13 protein-coding genes are annotated in these 17,763 nt (G+C 72.8%); 4 read left to right on the top strand and 9 right to left on the bottom strand.

The annotated features are described in order from the left end of the window. Positions 1 to 34: 34 nt before the first annotated feature. Positions 35 to 4,993 (bottom strand): hypothetical protein, encoded by a 4,959-nt coding sequence (locus RZ50_RS29650; RefSeq protein WP_217680217.1) that lies wholly within the window; start codon positions 4,991 to 4,993, stop codon positions 35 to 37. A 495-nt stretch (positions 4,994 to 5,488) separates the two neighbouring features. Further along, positions 5,489 to 5,932, bottom strand: coding sequence for a methylmalonyl-CoA epimerase (mce, locus tag RZ50_RS03615; protein ID WP_196947212.1), 444 nt, complete (start codon positions 5,930 to 5,932; stop codon positions 5,489 to 5,491). A 256-nt stretch (positions 5,933 to 6,188) separates the two neighbouring features. Between mce and RZ50_RS03610 the strand changes: the two genes are divergently transcribed. Next, positions 6,189 to 7,382 carry an acetyl-CoA C-acetyltransferase gene (locus RZ50_RS03610; RefSeq protein ID WP_196947213.1) on the top strand — a complete coding sequence of 398 codons (1,194 nt, stop codon included), beginning with the start codon at positions 6,189 to 6,191 and terminating at the stop codon, positions 7,380 to 7,382. Between the two features lie 96 nt (positions 7,383 to 7,478). Next, positions 7,479 to 8,435: a methylmalonyl Co-A mutase-associated GTPase MeaB gene (gene meaB / locus RZ50_RS03605; RefSeq protein ID WP_196947214.1), complete on the top strand. Its 957-nt coding sequence runs from the start codon at positions 7,479 to 7,481 to the stop codon at positions 8,433 to 8,435. A 241-nt stretch (positions 8,436 to 8,676) separates the two neighbouring features. Here meaB and RZ50_RS03600 read toward each other — a convergent pair whose 3' ends face one another. From RZ50_RS03600 to RZ50_RS03580, 5 genes are all read right to left on the bottom strand, one after another. Further along, complete coding sequence (locus RZ50_RS03600) at positions 8,677 to 9,192, bottom strand: MarR family winged helix-turn-helix transcriptional regulator (RefSeq protein ID WP_196947215.1); 516 nt, start codon at positions 9,190 to 9,192, stop codon at positions 8,677 to 8,679. 39 nt (positions 9,193 to 9,231) lie between these two features. Then, positions 9,232 to 10,023, bottom strand: a complete 792-nt coding sequence (locus tag RZ50_RS03595) for an AIM24 family protein (RefSeq protein ID WP_196947230.1) — start codon at positions 10,021 to 10,023, stop codon at positions 9,232 to 9,234. A 173-nt stretch (positions 10,024 to 10,196) separates the two neighbouring features. After that, positions 10,197 to 10,847 (bottom strand): AIM24 family protein, encoded by a 651-nt coding sequence (locus tag RZ50_RS03590; RefSeq protein ID WP_196947216.1) that lies wholly within the window; start codon positions 10,845 to 10,847, stop codon positions 10,197 to 10,199. After that, positions 10,847 to 11,485: an AIM24 family protein gene (locus RZ50_RS03585; RefSeq protein WP_196947217.1), complete on the bottom strand. Its 639-nt coding sequence runs from the start codon at positions 11,483 to 11,485 to the stop codon at positions 10,847 to 10,849. The genes RZ50_RS03590 and RZ50_RS03585 overlap by 1 nt, the downstream gene beginning before the upstream one ends. 91 nt (positions 11,486 to 11,576) lie before the next feature. Beyond that, on the bottom strand, positions 11,577 to 12,374 hold the full coding sequence (locus RZ50_RS03580; RefSeq protein WP_196947218.1) for a DUF2127 domain-containing protein: 798 nt from the start codon (positions 12,372 to 12,374) through the stop codon (positions 11,577 to 11,579). Positions 12,375 to 12,621: 247 nt separating this feature from the next. Between RZ50_RS03580 and RZ50_RS03575 the strand changes: the two genes are divergently transcribed. Then, a complete protein-coding gene (locus RZ50_RS03575) occupies positions 12,622 to 12,933 on the top strand; it encodes a DUF3817 domain-containing protein (protein ID WP_374199864.1) in 312 nt (103 codons plus the stop codon). Between the two features lie 102 nt (positions 12,934 to 13,035). Here RZ50_RS03575 and RZ50_RS03570 read toward each other — a convergent pair whose 3' ends face one another. Both RZ50_RS03570 and RZ50_RS03565 read right to left on the bottom strand, forming a co-directional pair. Beyond that, the gene (locus RZ50_RS03570) at positions 13,036 to 14,661 is read right to left on the bottom strand and encodes a M4 family metallopeptidase (RefSeq protein ID WP_308271315.1); all 1,626 of its coding nucleotides are present in this window, start codon (positions 14,659 to 14,661) and stop codon (positions 13,036 to 13,038) included. A 408-nt stretch (positions 14,662 to 15,069) separates the two neighbouring features. Next, positions 15,070 to 16,707: a M4 family metallopeptidase gene (locus tag RZ50_RS03565; RefSeq protein ID WP_196947220.1), complete on the bottom strand. Its 1,638-nt coding sequence runs from the start codon at positions 16,705 to 16,707 to the stop codon at positions 15,070 to 15,072. 498 nt (positions 16,708 to 17,205) lie between these two features. Between RZ50_RS03565 and RZ50_RS03560 the strand changes: the two genes are divergently transcribed. Then, on the top strand, positions 17,206 to 17,742 hold the full coding sequence (locus RZ50_RS03560) for a MarR family winged helix-turn-helix transcriptional regulator (protein ID WP_196947221.1): 537 nt from the start codon (positions 17,206 to 17,208) through the stop codon (positions 17,740 to 17,742). The last annotated feature ends 21 nt before the right edge of the window (positions 17,743 to 17,763 follow it).

The raw sequence follows: 17,763 nt of genomic DNA, 5'->3' as shown, positions 1-17,763 counted from the left end.
CGTTCTCTCACGGACAATGACCGCCAATGTCCGCTCAATCGGGTGGTGCGCTCTTGGAGCGATTGCCACCCGACCGGGGGGAGCCAACTCCGGCACCGGCCTTGGCACCCCCGTCCTTCTTGTTGCTGCTTCCCCCGTTGGCCTGGGCGACCGGTGACGGTGCCTCGAACGCCTCCAGCGCCGACAGCACGTCCTGCACCCTGGAGATCTCGGTGTTGATGTCCTTGCGGCGGCGCACCAACTCGTCCAGCTCGCGCCGGCCCTCGTCGGTGACCCGCTTCGCCTCGGCCTTCGCCTCGACGACCAGCCGCTCGGCCTCCGCCTTCGCCAGCTCGATCTGCTCGTCGGCGGTGCGGTCGGCCTCGCGCAGCCGCTTCTCCGCCTCGCCGGCCGCGCTCTCCAGCCGCTCCTCGGCCTCGGTCTCGGCCGACGCCAGCTTGGCCTCGGCCTTGACGATGAGCGCCTCGGCGCGGTCGGTGGAGTCGGCGAGCTTGGTCTCCGCCTCCTTGAGCAGGCCCTCGGCCTTGCGGACGGCCGAGATGCGGACCTTGCTGGCCTCCGCGGAGGCCTCCGAGGTGAGCTCGTTCGCCCGGTCCTCGGCGGCCGCGACCAGGGCGGCGGCACGGTCCTCGGCCTCGGCGACGGTGGCGACCGCCTGGTCCTCGGCCTCGGTCAGCTGCTCCTGGGCGGCCGTCACCAGCGCGTCCACCCGCTCGCCGGCCGACTTCATCGCCGCCGCGTTCTCCTTGCGGGCCCGCTCGTGCAGCGCCTCCACCTCGGCGTCGGTGCGCTCGCGCAGCTCCTCGGCGCGCTCCCGGATCGCGGTCGCGTCCCGGCGGGCCTCGGCGAGCAGCGCGTCGGCGTCGGCGCGGCCCTTCTCGACCTCGGCCTGACCGGCGGCCTCGCCGGCCGCGACCAGCCGGTCCGCCTCCTTGCGGGCGGCGGCGACCATCGCGTCCGCCTGCTCCTCGGCGGCGGCGGTGGTCGCCAGCGCGGTGGTCTGGGCGTCCTCGCCGAGCGCCTCGGCGTCCGCGAAGGCCTTCTCCAGGACGGACTTGGCCCGGTCGCGGGTGGCCTTGTCGAACTGCTCGGCGGCCTCCCGGGTCTCCGCGTCGTAGGCGTCGGCGCGGGTGTGGGTGGCGGAGTCGTACTCGTCGGCCAGGGTGCGGGTGGCGAGGGCGTACTCCTCGGCCTCGGCGCGCAGCGCGGCGGCCAGCTCCTCGGCGTCGGCGACCGTACGGGCGCCCTGGACCTCGGCGTCGGCCACGGTGCGGGCGGCCTGCGCGTCGGCCTCGGCGCGCAGCTGCTCGGCGGCCTCCTGGGCGGCGTGCAGCTCGGCCTCGGCGTCCGCGCGCAGCCTGGCGTCGTAGGCCTGGGCCTCGGTGCGCTGGCGGCCGAGCTCGGTCTCGGTGGCCTCGCGCTCGGCGGCCAGCTCCAGCTCGGTCTGCTCGCGCAGGGCGGTGGTCTCGGCCTCGGTACGGGCCCACAGGTCGGCGCTGTACTTGTCGGCCGCCTCGTGCTGCTCGGCGCTGTACTTGTCGGCGGCCGCGCGCTGTTCGGTCGTCTCCCGGTCGGTGAGCTCGCGCTGTTCGGCGGTCTCCCGGTCGGCCAGGTCGCGGGTCTCGGCCGCGTAGGCGTCGGCGGCCTCGTGCTGCTCGGTCGTCTCCCGGTCGGCGAGGGCGCGGGTTTCGGCGGCGTCCTGCTCGGCCAGGGCGCGGGTTTCGGCGGCGTCCTGCTCGGCGGTGGCCCGCAGTGCGGCGATCTGCTCGGCGGCGGCCTCGTGCAGGCCGGCCACCGACTGGCGGACTTCGGCGGCCTCCTCCTCGGCCGTGGTGACCAGCTCGGCGCCCTCGGCCCTGGCAGCGGCGACGACGTCCTCGCCGTCGGCCCTGGCCTGCTCCAGGGCGGCGGTGGCCTCGGCGCGGATGTCGTCCGCGGTGGCGCGGGCCTCGGACAGCTCGCGGCCGGCCTCGGCCCGTACCGTCTCGGCCTGCTCGTGGGCCAGCGCCAGTTCGGCGGCGGCCTTCTCGCGGGTGGCCTTGGCGTCCTGGGCGGCCTCGGCGCGCCGCTGTTCGGCGGTGGTCCGGGCCTTCTCCAGCGACTCGTCGGCCTCGGCGCGGCGCTCGTCGGCGTACTGCTCGGCCTCGGCGCGCTGCTCGTCGGCGTACTGCTCGGCCTCGGCGCGCTGCTCGGCGGCGTGCTGCTCGGCCTCGGTGCGCTGCCCGGTGGCGTACTGCTCGGCCTCGGTGCGGACGCGGTCGGCGTAGGCCTCGGCGGTCTCGCGGTGCTGGGTGGTCTCCTGCTGGGTGAGGGCGCGCAGCTCGGTGGTTTCGCGGTCGGCGGTTTCGCGCTGTTCGGCGGCGTACCGGTCGGCGGCCTCGCGGAGCTCGGTGCTGTGCTGCTCGGCGGCCCCGCGGACCTCGGTGGCCTCGGCCGCCGTACGCTCGGCCAGCTCGGTGGCGTGCTGTTCGGCTTCGGTGCGGACGCGGTCGGCGTAGGCCTCGGCGGTCTCGCGGTGCTGGGTGGTCTCCTGCTGGGTGAGGGCGCGCAGCTCGGTGGTTTCGCGGTCGGCGGTTTCGCGCTGTTCGGCGGCGTACCGGTCGGCGGCCTCGCGGAGCTCGGTGCTGTGCTGCTCGGCCGCTTCGCGGACCTCGGTGGCCTCGGCCGCCGTACGCTCCGTCAGCTCGGTGGCGGCCTGCTCGGCCTGCTCGCGGGCGGCCCGGGCGGCAGCCAGCTGCTCGGCGGTCTCCTCACGCTCCTGCTGGAGCCCGGCGGCGGCCTCCTCGCGCTCGCGACGGCTCTCCTCGCGCAGCGCGTTGGCGGCGGCCTCGGACTCGGCCCGGGCGCGGGCGGCCTCGGTGTCGGCCTCGGTGCGCACCCGCTCGGCGTCGGCCACCGCGGCGTCCCGGACGGCGTTCGCCTCGGCCTGGGCGTCGGTGGTCAGCGCCTCCGCGGCGGTGCTCGCCTCGGTGCGTACCCGCTGGTCGAACTCGGTTGCGTCGCGCCGGAGTTCGGCGGTCTCACGCTCGGCGGCGGCGCGGTTCTCGGCGGCCGCGGCCTTGGCGGCGGCGAGGGCGTCCTGGCCCTGCTGCTCGGCGGTGGCGGTGATCTTCCCGGCCTCGGCGCGGGCCCGGGTCAGGGTCTGCTCGGCCCGTCCCTGGGTCTCGGCGGCCTGCTCCTGGGCCTGCTCGCGCAGCCGCTCGATCTCCCCGGCCGCGCCCGCGCGCAGCTCGTCCGCGTCGGCCTTGGCCTTGGTGAGCAGCTCCTCGGCGTTCTTCGCCGACTCCTCGATCTGCAGCACGGCCTGGCGGCGGGCCTCGCCGCGCACCCGGTCGGCCTCGGCCGCGGCCTGGGCGCGCAGTTCCTCGGCCTCGGCCCGCAGCCGGGCCGCCTCGTCCTGCATCTGCTCGATCCGCTCGCGGATCGCGGCGGCGTCGTCCAGCGCGGCGTTCTGGGCCTGCTCGACGGCGGCCTGGGCCTGCTCGCGCAGCCGCTGCGCCTCGGCGGCGGCCTCGGCGCGGATCCGTTCGGCCTCGGCGGAGGCCTCGCCGCGGGCGGTCTCGGCGTCCTGGTTGGCCCGGCCGAGCACCTCCTCGGCGGTCTTGGCGGCCTTGGCGAGGTGGACGGTGGCGTCCTTGGCGCCGGCGGCCCGGCCCTCCTCCTCGGCCTCGCTGCGCAGTCGCTGTGCCTCGGCGGCGGCCTGGGCCCGCAGCTCGGCGACGTCCCGGTCGGCCTGGGCGCGCAGCTCGGCGATCGCGGCCTCGGCCTCGGCCTTCAGCTCGGCGGCGACCGACTCGGCGGTGGCCCGCAGCCGCTCGCCCTCCTCGGACGCGGCGGCCTTGGCGGCGTCCGCCTCGGCCTGCTTGGTGGCGGCCTCGGTGCGGAGGGCCTGCGCCTCGGCGCGGATCGCATCGGCGTCGTTGGTGGCCTGGGCGACCATCCTGGCCACCTCGGCCCGGGCGGTCTGCGAGCGCTGCTCGCTGGCGGCCTCGCCGTCGGCGACCTTGCGCTCGGCGGCGGCCTCGGCGTCGGCCTGGAGCTGCTCGGCGGCCTGCTCGGCCTGGGCGCGCAGCTCGGAGGCCTCCCGGCGGGTGCGCTCGGCCTCGGCGATCGCCTCGGCGCGCAGCCGCTCTATCTCGGCCTTCGCCGCGGTGAGCTGCTGCTCGGCGCGGGACTGCTCGGCGGCCGCCTGCTCCTTGAGCCGGCCGATCTCGCCGTGGGCGACGGCCAGCTGCTGTTCGGCGGCGGCGTGGGCGGCGGCCAGCTCCTGCTGGGCCTGGCCGCGGGCCGCGTCGACGTCGGCGGCCGCCTGGGCGCCGGCCTGCTGGGCCTGCTCGGAGGCGGCGCGCAGCATGCGCTCGGCGTCGCTGTGGGCGCGCTGCAGGGCGGCCTCGGCGGCGGCCTGGGCCTCGCCGCGGGCGGCGTCCACGTCGGCGGCGGTCTGGGCACGGGCGTGGTCGGAGAGGGCGGCGGCCTCGGCGCGGGCCGCGGCGACCATCCGTTCGGACTCGGCGCGGGCGTCCTGGAGCAGCCGCTGGGCCTCCTGCTCGGAGCCTGCCCGGGTCTGCTCGGCCCAGCCGTTGACGTGCTGCTCGGCGGAGCGGCGCAGCTCGGCGAGCTCCTCCTCCAGCTGGCGGCGGCGGGCGGTGAGCTCGGCCTCCAGCCGGGCGGTGCGCTCGGCGGCCTCGGCCATGATCCGCTGGGTGGCGGCCTGGGACTCGCGCAGCTGGCGCTCGGCGTCGGCGCGCAGCTGCTGGGCCTGCATCTCGGCGGTGCGGAGCATCTGCTCCGCCTGGCCGGAGACGGCGTCGAAGGCGCGCGGCTGGGCGAGCATGCGACGGGACTCGTGCAGTTTCGCCCGGAGCACCTCCACCTGGTAGGCGAGGTCCTCGGCATGCTCGACTGCCTTGTCCCGCTCCTTCCGAGTCCGACCCATCTCGGCCTCGAACTGGGAGAGGTGATCGTCAGCCTCGTAGCGGTCGTTGCCCCGCACTCCGCGGTCCCATCCATCTCCTGGTCGCGTCCTCGACCCGGCCGGTCCAGGGCTCCCGTGTCCCGGGTGCCGGTCCGACTGGTCCTTGCATCCGCAGCCACTGGACGCCCCCTGCCAAGCCGGGGCCGCCCGCCGCGGTCGTCGGAGTCCTGGTCGCGGGAGCGCGGGAGTACCGCGTTCCCCCGTCCGGGTGGACTCCTGGGCGAACTCTTGCCTGTGGAGAATGGTGACAGATCAGTGTTGCGACTGTTCAGCCGTGCCCGCGTACTGGACTCCCCTGCGACGGGCCGACCACCGGAGGGCGGACAGGCCTGTCATCGGCCGTGCCCGACGCCTCCGTCCCCCGGAGTCTCCGCGCACCTGGGCATTGTAGTGGGAGCGCACTGCGGGGGAATGGCCGCGTGGGGGTTTTCCGGCTTCCGGACCAGGTTACTGACGGGTCGCTAGGGCCGGGGCGGGAGGTGCCCGCCGGGGCGGGCGGTACCTCCGGTGGTCTCAGTGCTCCCCGTGGGCGCCCGGTTCGGCGGAGGTGACCAGCTCCGTCAGCACGCCGCCGCAGTCCTTGGGGTGCAGGAAGGTGATCCGCGAACCCATCGAACCGATCCGCGGCTGCTCGTAGAGGACCCGGACGCCCTTGGCCCGGATGTCCTCGGAGTCGCCGTCCACGTCGGCGGTGCCGAAGGCGATGTGGTGCACGCCCTCGCCGTTCTTCTCCAGCCACTTGGCGACGGTGGAGTCAGGCCGGGTGGGCTCCAGCAGCTGGAGGTACGAGGCGCCGCCGTCGTCCGTCCCGTTGATCCGGAGCATGGCCTCGCGGACGCCCTGCTCCTCGTTGACCTCGGTGTGGAACACCTCGAAGCCGTAGGTGGCGCGGTAGAACTCGACCGTCTTGTCGAGGTCTCGGCAGGCGATGCCGATGTGGTCGATACGGGTCAGCACGGCGACCTCCGGGGCGGGTAGGGAGAAGGTGGCACCCAGTGCAGCGCATCGTCCTCGAAGGGCGCCAGTGCCGGGCGTGCGAGCCTGCTCACACACGGCTCGTACCCGGTGGGGTTCACCCGGACCGTGTTGACACGGTGTTGACTGGATGGTGCCAGTGCGCTCGATCACACCGTCGCTCCGGTGACGGGCGGGTAACAGGTCAGTACATTGAGCGCATCCTCACCTGGCCACGACGTGCGAAGGGGCCCGTCCCATGACCAACACCACCTCTGTGATCGTTGCCGGTGCGCGGACCCCGATGGGTCGCCTGCTCGGCTCCCTCAAGGGCTTCTCCGGTGCCGACCTCGGCGGCTTCGCGATCAAGGCCGCGCTGGAGCGGGCCGGGATCACGGGGGAGCAGGTCCAGTACGTGATCATGGGGCAGGTGCTGCAGGCCGGAGCCGGCCAGATCCCGGCCCGCCAGGCGGCCGTCAAGGCCGGCATCCCGATGAACGTCCCGGCGCTGACCATCAACAAGGTCTGCCTCTCCGGCCTCGACGCCATCGCGCTGGCCGACCAGCTGATCCGGGCCGGCGAGTTCGACATCGTGGTGGCCGGCGGCCAGGAGTCGATGACCAACGCCCCGCACCTGCTGCCGAAGTCCCGCGAGGGCTACAAGTACGGCGCGGTCGAGGTGCTCGACGCGATGGCGTACGACGGCCTGACCGACGCCTACGAGAACATCCCGATGGGCGAGTCCACCGAGAAGCACAACACCCGCCTCGGCATCGGCCGCGAGGTCCAGGACGAGATCGCCGCCGCCTCCCACCAGCGGGCCGCCAAGGCGCAGGCCGACGGCGTCTTCGACGCCGAGATCGTTCCGGTCGCCATCCCGCAGCGCAAGGGCGAGCCGCTGCTGTTCAGCCAGGACGAGGGCATCCGCGCCGACACCACCGTCGAGGGCCTGGGCCGGCTGCGCCCGGCCTTCACCAAGGACGGCACGATCACCGCCGGCACCTCCTCGCAGATCTCCGACGGCGCCGCCGCGGTGGTCGTGATGAGCAAGGCCAAGGCCGAGGAGCTGGGCCTGAGCTGGATCGCCGAGATCGGCGCGCACGGCAACGTGGCCGGCCCGGACAACTCGCTCCAGTCGCAGCCGTCCAACGCGATCAAGCACGCGCTGGGCAAGGAGGGTCTGGAGGTCGCCGACCTCGACCTGATCGAGATCAACGAGGCCTTCGCGGCGGTCGCCTACCAGTCGATGAAGGACCTGGGCGTCTCCTCCGACATCGTCAACGTCAACGGCGGCGCGATCGCGCTCGGCCACCCGATCGGCATGTCCGGCGCCCGCGTGGTGCTCAGCCTGGTGCTGGAGCTGCAGCGCCGCGGCGGCGGCGTCGGCGCGGCCGCGCTGTGCGGCGGCGGGGGGCAGGGCGACGCGCTCATCGTGCGCGTGCCGAAGGCCTGATCTGCTCCGACCTTCGGGGCTGCGGACCGCCACAAGTGGTCCGCAGCCCCTTCGGCATCTGCCGCCATCCGTCGGCATCTGCGCAAGGAGATCCTGATGATCGATGTCGCCACGCTGGTCGAGCAGGCCCGGGAGGGCCGGCCGCGGGCGGTCGCCCGGCTGATCACGCTGGTCGAGAACGCCGCCCCGCAGCTGCGGGAGGCGATGGCCGCGCTCGCGCCGTACACCGGGCAGGCCTACACGGTGGGGCTGACCGGCTCGCCCGGGGTCGGCAAATCCACCTCCACCTCGGCGCTGGTCTCCGCCTACCGGCGGCTCGGCAAGCGGGTCGGGGTGCTCGCCGTCGACCCGTCCTCGCCGTTCTCCGGCGGCGCGCTGCTGGGCGACCGGGTCCGGATGCAGGACCACGCCACCGACCCCGAGGTGTTCATCCGCTCGATGGCCACCCGCGGGCACCTGGGCGGGCTGTCCTGGGCGGCGCCGCAGGCCCTGCGGGTGCTGGACGCGGCCGGCTGCGACGTGATCCTGGTCGAGACCGTCGGCGTCGGCCAGTCCGAGGTCGAGATCGCCGCCCAGGCCGACACCGCCGTGGTGCTGCTCGCCCCGGGGATGGGGGACGGCATCCAGGCGGCCAAGGCCGGGATCCTGGAGATCGGCGACGTCTTCGTGGTCAACAAGGCCGACCGGGACGGCGCCGACGCCACCGCCCGGGAGCTCAACCACATGCTGGGCCTCGGCGAGGCCCGCGAGCCGGGGGACTGGCGCCCGCCGATCGTGAAGACCGTCGCGGCCCGCGGCGAGGGCGTCGACGAGGTGGTCGAGGCGCTGGAGAAGCACCGCGCCTGGCTGGAGGAGCACGGCGAACTGGCCGCGCGCCGCCGCCGGCGGGCCGCCCAGGAGATCGAGGCGATCGCGCTCGCCGAACTGCGCGCTCGGATCGGCGACCTGAGCGGGGACCGCCACCTGGCGGGCCTCGCCGAGCGCGTCGTCGCGGGCGAGCTGGACCCGTACGGCGCGGCCGACGCCCTGGTCGCCGGCCTGACCCGCGGCTGAGCCCCCACCCCCGTTGCACAGGAAGTCGGCCAGTCCGACTTCCTGCGCAGAAGACGGGAAGTATCGATCACGGTTTCTTTCGCCGCGCCGCCGCGATCGTGATCGCGGCGGCGCGGACCGCACTACAGGGCAAGCGTGGAACGGATGAGAAAGGCGGGCCCGCGTCATCGGACGCGGGCCCGCTCAAGCACTCCACTCACCATTTCCCTCGTCCTGCGCGGAACGAGGGCCCTCGCGTTGCCTAGGCGCGGCCGCGGAGGCCGCGGAGGTGTTCGGCGATCGGGGCCAGGGCCTCGTACATGGCGTCGAGCTGGTCCGGGGTGAAGCGGTCGATGAAGTGGGCGCGGACGCTGCGCACGTGGTCGGGGGCGACCCGCTGCATGGTCTCCCAGCCCTGGTCGGTGAGGTGGGCGTAGAGGCCGCGGCGGTCGCCGGGGCACTCCTGGCGCAGCACCAGCCCGGCGTTCTCCATCCGGGTGATCTGGTGCGAGAGCCGGCTCTTCGACTGGAGCGTGGCGGTGGCGAGGTCGGTCATCCGCATCCGGTGCTCGGGGGCCTCGGAGAGGACGACCAGGATCTCGTAGTCGTTGATCGCCAGGTTGTGGGGTTGGAGCTCGCGGCTGAGCTGGTAGTCCAGCAGCTTGGCGACCTCCAGATGGGCGCGCCACATCCGCTGCTCCCTGGCGGTCAGCCAGGGAGTCTCCTCCTCGGACTGCGACGGAGGGGTGTCCGCAGTGTCGATCGTGTGCGTATCCATGGACTCAGTGTACCCGATTTAGTTCAATCTTGTACAAGTTTAGAGGCCGAAACGCCTGCCGAGTTCGCCCAGGTTACCGAGACCCGGGGTGTTGGGGTTGCCGCCGTGGCCCGGCTGGACGGGCACCCCGCCGACCGGGACGCCCGCCTCGGCGTCCACCTGGCCGACCGACCGCTCGGCCATCAGCCGCTCGCTGGACTGCAGCAGCACCTGCCCGGCGCCGATGAACTCGAACTGGTGCTCCTCGCCGGAGGCCCCGCCGATCCCGGTCAGCCGCCGCAGGCCGCCCACCACCCCGTGCAGGTACTCGTGGTCGTAGTGGTGGCACGGCGCCGGGCAGTCCGCCCAGCCGACCAGCGCCTGCGGGTCCACCCGGATCGGCGGGTCGACGAAGTGCACCGGGCCGTTGGAGGCGGCGACGAAGCGGCCGGTGCCGATCAGGGTCAGGAAGCCCGGGATGATCGACTGCTTGAGCCGCAGCGTCGGGTCGAAGGCGAGCAGGTTGCCGGAGCGGACGGTCAGGTTGCCGTCGTCCAGGTCGTACGAGTTGAGGTCGAAGGCCCGGTCGGCCAGCAGCAGCTTGCCCCGGCCCTGGGCGACCACCCAGTCCGCCGCGTGCAGCGGCGAGTTGAAGTGCTGCCCGAGCACCCGGTCGACCATCCCCGCGCCGACGCCGCGGAAGGTGATGTCGCCGTAGTAGGCGACCATCTTGCCCTTCTGCAGGAAGTAGGAGCCGTTCAGCTCGACCGCGAAGGCGTACGGGTTGACGTTGTCGTTGGCCGGCAGGCTGTACGCGTCGTACACCACCGGGCCGCGAGGGGCGTCGTGCATGGTCGGCAGCGGGGCCTGCGGGCCGCCGAACCGCTCCTGGGCGTACGGCTGGTGGGGAGGCGGCGGAGGTGCGGGCGGCATGGGCGGCACCGCGAAGCCCGGCTGGGTCGGCTGGTCGTGCGGCGACCCCCCGTACGGCGACTGCCCGTACGGCGGCTGCGGCGGGTAGGACATCAGAGCTTCTCCTCGCTCGCCTGGACGTACACCGCGCCCTGCCCGGACAGCTCCAGCTGGAACGCCTCGCCCGAGCCGCGGCCGATCATCTCGCGCCAACCGATCGCCGTGGACAGCTTGTTGCGCACCTCGCCGCGGTGTGCCACGTACGCCTGCGGGTCGACGTGCACCGGCTGGCCGGGGACGATCGGCAGCTCGAAGACGCCGCCGTGGGCCATCACCGCGACCGAGCCGTGGCCTTCCAGCCGGGTGGTGAACAGGCCCTGGCCGCTGACCTGGCCGCGGACCATGCCCATCACCCCGCCCTGCGAGCCGAGGAAGACGGTGGACTGCCGCAGCGTGCCCTCGAAGGCGAGCAGCCGGTCCGCCTCGACGAACAGGGTCTCGCCGGCCAGGTCGATCACCTGGACGTGGTGGCCGCCGTGGCCGAACATCACCCGGCCCTGGCCCTCGACGGTCATCAGCGGGGTGTCCTCGTTGGCGACCCGGCGGCCGATCATCGACATCACCCCGCCCTGCCCGCCGGTGATGTTCGGGGTGAACCGGACGTCCCCGGTGTACGCGAGCATCGCGCCGCGCTGGCTGAACAGCCGCTGCCCGGGCACCACCCGGGCCTCGACCATCTTCCCGTTGATCCGGGTGAAGCCCATCAGACGTCACCCCCGACGGTGGTCCGCTCCGAGGGCTGGACGTACACCAGGCCCTCGCCGGTGAACTCGACCTGGACGGCCTCGCCGCCGCCCTCGCCGATCACCGTGGTCCAGCCCGCCCCCGACCTGAGGCTGCGGTGCAGGCTGCCGGTGTGCGCGATGTACGCGCCCGGGTCGACCCGCAGCGGCATGTCCTTGTCGACCCGCAGGATGACGGCCGGCCCGTTGGAGGTGACGGCGGCCCAGCCGTGCCCCTCCACCTTGGTGGTGAAGAGGCCGTTGCCGGAGGAGACGCCGTTCAGCCCGGTGAAGCTGGTGCCGGTGTGCAGGGCGGCCTCGGTGCAGAGCAGGTTGTCCGCCTCGACGTAGAGCGTCTCGCCGCTGAGCCGGACCAGGTTGATCTCGGTGGCCTGGTCGGCGAAGTAGCAGGTGCCCTGCCCCTTCACCTCCATGACGGTCATCCGCTCGCCGGTGAGGCGGCGGGTGACCATGCCGCGCAGTCCGTCCCCGCCGCCGGTCAGCTTCTTGAAGGTCATCTGCCCGGTGTAGGCGACCATCGAGCCGTGCCGGGCCTTGACGGCCTCGCCGGCCAGCTCGACGGCGAGCACCCGTGATCCCTGGAGTCTGAACTGTGCCACGGCCGCAATCTAGCCGCGATGGGCACGGCCGGGCGAGAGGGCGGGGGCGAACCGCTACCAGGCTGTCGAAAAGCTGTCGAGAACGCGCCGGTCACGCCCGCGTGTGCGCCCCGTGGCCGGGGTGCGGGACGGTGCCGGCCGCCTCCTCGACCTCCAGCAGCGAGGCCGAGTGGCGTTCCGCCTCGAAGGCCACCACACCGCCGCGCAGGCCGAACAGCCGCTTGGAGAGCATGATCCAGAGCACCGCCGCGATGTTCAGCACCAGGGTGCAGATCTTCACCGCGCTGACGTGGTGGCTCAGCTCGTAGCCCTCCAGCGGCAGGAAGGCGGCGGTGGCGACCACGGTCAGGTACTCGGCCCAGCGCTTGTTCAGCCAGAGGCCGACCGCCTCGACGATCTCGATCAGCGCGTAGGCCACCAGCGCGCCCGCGACGATCAGCAGGGTCTTCTTCTGGAAGCCGAAGGTCTTGCGGATCGTTTCGACGATCGGGGCGTGTTCGAGGTCCCAGTGGAAGTGGTCGGCGACCGGCCTGAACACGGTGAGGTCCTCGTCGAAGACCCGGTGCACCGCGTCCTGGCTGTTGGAGAACTTCCAGACGCCCCACGCGATCAGGATGATCACGATGCCGCGCAGCACCCGCTCGACGGCCAGGAAGCGCAGGATGAAGAGGTCCCGCAGCGCCTTGCCGCGCGGCACCAGCGGGGCGTCCTGCGCCGGGCCGGACCCGTGCGGGGCGCCGAGCGCGAAGTCGCCGCAGCGCAGGCAGCGCCAGGCGTCGCCGAGGGCGGTGGCGGCGTGCAGCCGGGCGGCGAGCTCGGGCTCGGCCGGCGCGTAGGTGATGTGGCCGCGCTTGGCGCAGGTCCTGCGGTTCCAGTCGCGCTTGAACATGTGGTGGCTACCCCCCGTGTGCGATGCCCGCGGCGCCCGGTTCGGTGGGCGCGCGGCAAGAGGATAGGGGGTGCGGGTGGCGGATCGCCGCGTCCGGTCGCGGATCCGGGGCAGAGCTGTGACATCGGGCACGGTGGCCACCCCCGGCCCGGGGTTCGGACATGTGCTCGGTGATAATGACCGGAAGGCTTGTGAGTCGCTTCACAAGTGCGCCCACGCCTCCGACCCCCGTATTGAGGTATCCATCGTGAACAGCAGCGCCGTCCACCGCCTGCGCCTGGTCTCCGCCCCCGAGGGAATCTCCTTCATCCTGCTGCTGATCTGCTCGGTGCTGAAGCGGACCACGTCCTTCGACGCCGTCCCGGTGATGGGCATGGTCCACGGGATCCTGTTCATCCTGTACGTGGTCTTCTGGATCCAGGCCTGGCAGGCGCAGAAGTGGGACGCCAAGCGCGGCGTCCTGCTGTTCGTCCTGTCGGTGCTGCCGTTCGGCGGCTTCTTCGCCGAGCGCACCCTCGCCCAGGAGGAGCGCGGCGAGCTGAAGCCCGCCACCGCGTAGCCCCTCCCGCTCTCGTGGACGGTCGACAGGCTGCCACGGCCTCCTCTCCCAAAGGGCCGCGGCAGCCTGTCGCCGTTTCTTACCGGAAGTGGTCCAGGGGGGTCAGTTGACGTTGACCCCGCTCCAGGCCGCCGCCACCGCCTTGTACTCGGCGCTGGTGGCGCCGTACAGGTCGGACGCGGCCTTGAGGGTGCCGGTGCGGGCGGCCTTGTAGTTGGTGGTGGAGGTGAAGTAGACGGTCAGCGCGCGATACCAGATCGCGGCCGCCTTGTTCCGGCCTATGCCGGTGACCGTCGAGCCGTTGGAGGTCGGGCTGTTGTAGCTGTAGCCGTTGATGCTCTTGGCGCCGCTGCCCTCGGCGAGCAGGTAGAAGAAGTGGTTGGCGACGCCGGAGGAGTAGTGGACGTCCTTGTTGCCGACGCCCGAGTACCAGGAGTCGGCCGAGGCGCCGTCCTTGCTGGGCTTGTCCATGTAGCGCAGCGGGGTGCCGTTGCCGTTGATGTTGAGCTTCTCGCCGATCCAGTAGTTCGGCGGGTTCACCGGCAGGTTGGCGTACCACTCGACCATGGTGCCGAAGATGTCCGAGGTGGCCTCGTTGAGGCCGCCGGACTCGCCCGAGTAGATCAGGCCGGCGGTGGCGGAGGTGACGCCGTGGCTCATCTCGTGGCCGGAGACGTCGATGGCGGTGAGCGGGTGGGTGTTGCTCGCGCCGTCGCCGTACGTCATGCAGAAGCAGGAGTCGTCCCAGAACGCGTTGACGTAGTTCGAGCTGTAGTGGACCCGGCTCGCGGCGCCGACGCCGTTGTTCTTGATGCCGTTGCGGCCGAAGGTGTTCTTGTAGTAGTCCCAGGTGACGGCGGCGCCGAACTGGGCGTCCACGGCGGCGGATTCGCGGTTGGAGGGCGAGCCGTTGCCCCAGGAGTTGGTGGTGTTGCTGAAGAGCGTGCCGCTGCCCGAGGTGCCGCCCTTGAGGTCGGTGGTGGACTGGCCGCCCCGGGTGGCGTCCTTCAGCTGGTACGAGGTGCCGCTCTGGGTGGTGGTCAGCGTGACGGTGCCGACGTTGACGCCCTTGCCGGTGCCGGTCGCGGTCTGCACCTGCTCCTGGCTGGACAGCACCTGACCGGTGGCGGCGTCGGTGACGACCTCCTGGCGGCTCGGGGTGCCGTCGGTCCGCTCGCCGCGCACCACCGTGCGGTGGGCCAGCCGCGGCGCGCCGTCGGCGGCCCAGATCACCAGCTCGGGCGCGTCGGCGCCGTCGACCCGGCTGAGCGCGGACTCGTCCCGGTCGGCGGCGAGGCCGACGGTCGCCCGCACCGCGGCGGTGGCCCGCTCGGCGGCCTGGGGCGCGGCGAGGCCGGGGGTGAGGCCGGGCACCGACAGCCGGCCGGTGAAGGCCCGGTCCACCGAGCCGACGGAGCCGTCCGGGCGCTGGTGGACGACCAGGTCGCCGCCGAGCACCGGCAGTCCGGCGTAGGTGCGCTCGTAGCGCAGGTGCCGGGTGCCGTCCTTGTCGACCACGGCGTCCTTGGCGACGAGTTGCTCCTGGCCGCCGAGGGCGAGGGCCGTGGCCAGCGGGCCGGACTGGCCGCCGGCCAGGGCGAGCGCGGCCGACTGCTGGTCGGGCGCCGGGGCGGCGGCCTGGGCGGCGGGGACGGCGGCGATCTGGACGACCCCGGCGAGCAGGGCGGCGGCGGACAGTACCGCCGGGAGTGTCAGCTTTCGCTTCACGTACGGGGGTTCCTTCCACGAGACCCGCGGGTGCCTGCGGGTGCGCCGCGTACCGGGGCGCCGGGTTTGGCGCCGTTGGGGGCGGTAGGGCGCGGACGTGCGGCTCCCGTGCGACTGCTGACGCCCTGCCCGTTGGGTGGGGGAGACGGGGCGCCGGACGGGAGCTTGGTCAGAAGCATGACAATCGGGGACAGGAAAGGACAGGGCGCCTCGGGGGATTGGCCGAGAGTCGCCAGCGCCGGTACGGATGGTTCGGTTGCCGTCCATTGCCCGGAATCCGCGGTTCGTCCCGCTGGCGGGACTCCGCCAACGGGGCGGCCTTGACAGCGGACGGCCTTGACGGCGGGACGGCCTTGACGGCGCCGGGGCGCCGCCAAGGCCGTAGGTCAGCGGTAGGCCGACCGTGCGTCAGTTGACGTTGACGCCGCTCCACGCGGCCGCGACCGCGTTGTACTCGGCGCTGCCGGAGCCGTACAGGTCCGCGGCGGCCTTGAGGGTGCCGGTGCGGGCGCCCGCGTAGTTGGTGGTGGAGGTGAAGTAGACGGTCAGCGCGCGGTACCAGATCTGCGCGGCCTTGTCCCGGCCGATGCCGGTGACCGTCGAGCCGTTGGAGGTCGGGCTGTTGTAGTTGAAGCCGTTGATGGTCTTCGCGCCGCTGCCCTCGGACAGCAGGTAGAAGAAGTGGTTGGCCACACCCGAGGAGTAGTGGACGTCCAGGTTGCCGACCGAGGAGGACCAGTAGTCCGCCGAGGCGCCGTCCTTGGAGGGCTTGTCCATGTAGCGCAGCGGGGTGCCGTTGCCGTTGATGTTGATCAGCTCGCCGAGCCAGTAGTTCGGCGGGTTGGAGGGCAGGTTGGCGTAGAACTCGACCAGGGTGCCGAAGATGTCCGAGGTGGCCTCGTTCAGGCCGCCGGACTCGCCCGAGTAGTTGAGGCCCGCGGTGGCGGAGGTGACGCCGTGGGTCATCTCGTGGCCGGCCACGTCCAGCTCGGTGAGCGGGTGGGTGTTGCTCGCGCCGTCGCCGTACGTCATGCAGAAGCAGGTGTCGCTCCAGAACGCGTTGACGTAGTTGGAGCCGTAGTGGACCCGGCTGGTGGCGCCGACGCCGTTGTTCTTGATGCCGTTGCGGCCGAAGGTGTTCTTGTAGAAGTCCCAGGTGGTGGCCGCGCCGAACTGGGCGTCCACGGCGGCGGACTCCTTGTTGGAGGCCAGGCCGTTGCCGAAGACGTTGGTGCTGTTGGCGACGAGGGTGCCGCTGCCGGAGGTCTTGTTGCTCAGGTTGTAGGTGGACTGGCCGCCGCGGGTGGCGTCCTTCAGCTGGTACGAGGTGCCGCTCTGGGTGGTGGTCAGCGGGACGTTGCCGACGAAGACGCCCGTGCCGGAGCCGGCGGCGGTCTGCACCTGCTCGTGGGTGGAGAGCACCTGGCCGGTGGCGGCGTCGGTGACCAGCAGCTGGCTGCTGGGGGTGCCGTCGGCGCGCACGCCCTCGACCGTGGTCCGGTAGGCCAGGCGCGGGTTGCCGTCGCTGGCCCAGACCACCAGCTCGGCCTTGCCGGTCTGGTGCACCGCGGTCAGCGGGGACTCGTCCTTGTCGGCGGCGATGCCTATGGTGGCCTGGACGGCGCCGGTGGCCTGGTCGGCGGCCTTGTCCGCGGGGATCTTCGGGCTGAGGCTGGGCAGGTCGAGCTTCGTCGTGACGGCCTTGTCCACGGACTTCACCGCGCCGGCCGCGTTCTGGTGGACGACCAGGTCGCCGCCGAGCACCGGCAGTCCGGCGTAGGTGCGCTCGAAGCGCAGGTGCCGGGTGCCGTCCTTGTCGACCACCGCGTCCTTGGCGACGAGCTGCTCCTGGCCGCCGAGGGCGAGGGCCTTGGCCAGTGGACCGGACTGGCCGCCGGCCAGGGCGAGCGCGGCGGCCTGGTGGTCGGCGGCCTGCGCCGCGGCGACGGGGGCCGCGCCGGCGGTGGCGGCGGTGCTCGCCTGGACGATCCCGGTGAGCAGGGCGGTGGCGGAGAGTACGGCGACTGCTGCGAGCTTTCGCTTCACGGACGAGTCCTTCCGGGAAACCGCGTGTGGGCGCGGTCGCGCCACGTCCCGGGGGCCGGGTTCGGCACCTTCGGGGCGGAACGGGCGCTGACGTGCGAGGACCCCGAGCGGTCGTACGGCTCGCCACCGGTTGGGTGGGGGTGGTGGCTACCGAACGGGGTTGGCGGAAAGCATGACAATCGAGCAAATCAAATGACAGGTCTTGCTCATGAATTGGCCAAGTCCCGCCAAGGCGAAGGATTGTGAACGGAAGGACAAAGGGGACTTCCCGCCCTGCCTTTCAGCGGGTTCCGGTCCGAACCGAGGCCTGATAGTGCGGCGGTGGGCCGTTCGTCGGCCAACACCGGTGCGCCCGGAGCCCGTTGCCGCGCGTTCACACCGGCGCAATGTCCAGGTATGGACCTGGCCGTCCGATTGGCGGGTTCCCGCCACGCGTCGCGCTTGTCCACCATCAGGACGGCTGGTAGCACGCGTCCTGCGCGCCGGTACGGTTAGGTGATGGCCAAGCCCCTCGCACTCGACTTCGATCCGATCGCCCGCGCCGACGAGCTGTGGACCCGCCGCTGGGGCGGAGTCCCCTCGATGGCGGCGATCACCTCGATCATGCGCGCCCACCAGATCCTGCTCTCCCGGGTCGACGCGGTGCTCAAGCCGTACGGGCTGACCTTCGCCCGCTACGAGGCGCTGGTGCTGCTGACCTTCAGCCGGACCGGTGAGCTCTCGCTGTCCAAGATCGGCGAGCGGCTGATGGTCCACCCGACCAGCGTCACCAACACCGTCGACCGGCTGGAGCGGGCCGGCCTGGTCGCCCGCCGCCCCAACCCGCTGGACGGCCGCGGGGTGCTCGCCACGATCACCGGGCGCGGGCGCGAGGTGGTCGAGGAGGCCACCCGGGAGCTCATGGCGATGGAGTTCGGACTGGAGGAGTACGGCCCCGAGCAGTGCCGCCAGGTGTTCGAACTGCTCAAGCCGCTGCGGATCGCGGCGGGCGACTTCTCCGAGCCGGACGAGGGGGCTGCGCGGGAGCGGCCGTGAGGACGGCTACCCTCGTGGGAG

The sequence above is a fragment of the Kitasatospora sp. SUK 42 genome (assembly GCF_015776785.2).
Lineage (GTDB): Bacteria > Actinomycetota > Actinomycetes > Streptomycetales > Streptomycetaceae > Kitasatospora.
The sequence above is the reverse complement of the archived record's forward strand: the minus strand, read 5'-3'. Positions and strand labels throughout refer to the sequence as shown.

Bases quoted from the DNA above. Each gene is read 5' to 3' on its own strand.
- RZ50_RS03610 (WP_196947213.1), top strand. From the start codon at position 6,189: ATGACCAACACCACCTCTGTGATCGTTGCCGGTGCGCGGACCCCGATG.
- meaB (WP_196947214.1), top strand. From the start codon at position 7,479: ATGATCGATGTCGCCACGCTGGTCGAGCAGGCCCGGGAGGGCCGGCCG.
- RZ50_RS03600 (WP_196947215.1), bottom strand. From the start codon at position 9,192: ATGGATACGCACACGATCGACACTGCGGACACCCCTCCGTCGCAGTCC.
- RZ50_RS03595 (WP_196947230.1), bottom strand. From the start codon at position 10,023: ATGCACGACGCCCCTCGCGGCCCGGTGGTGTACGACGCGTACAGCCTG.
- RZ50_RS03590 (WP_196947216.1), bottom strand. From the start codon at position 10,847: ATGGGCTTCACCCGGATCAACGGGAAGATGGTCGAGGCCCGGGTGGTG.
- RZ50_RS03580 (WP_196947218.1), bottom strand. From the start codon at position 12,374: ATGTTCAAGCGCGACTGGAACCGCAGGACCTGCGCCAAGCGCGGCCAC.
- RZ50_RS03560 (WP_196947221.1), top strand. From the start codon at position 17,206: ATGGCCAAGCCCCTCGCACTCGACTTCGATCCGATCGCCCGCGCCGAC.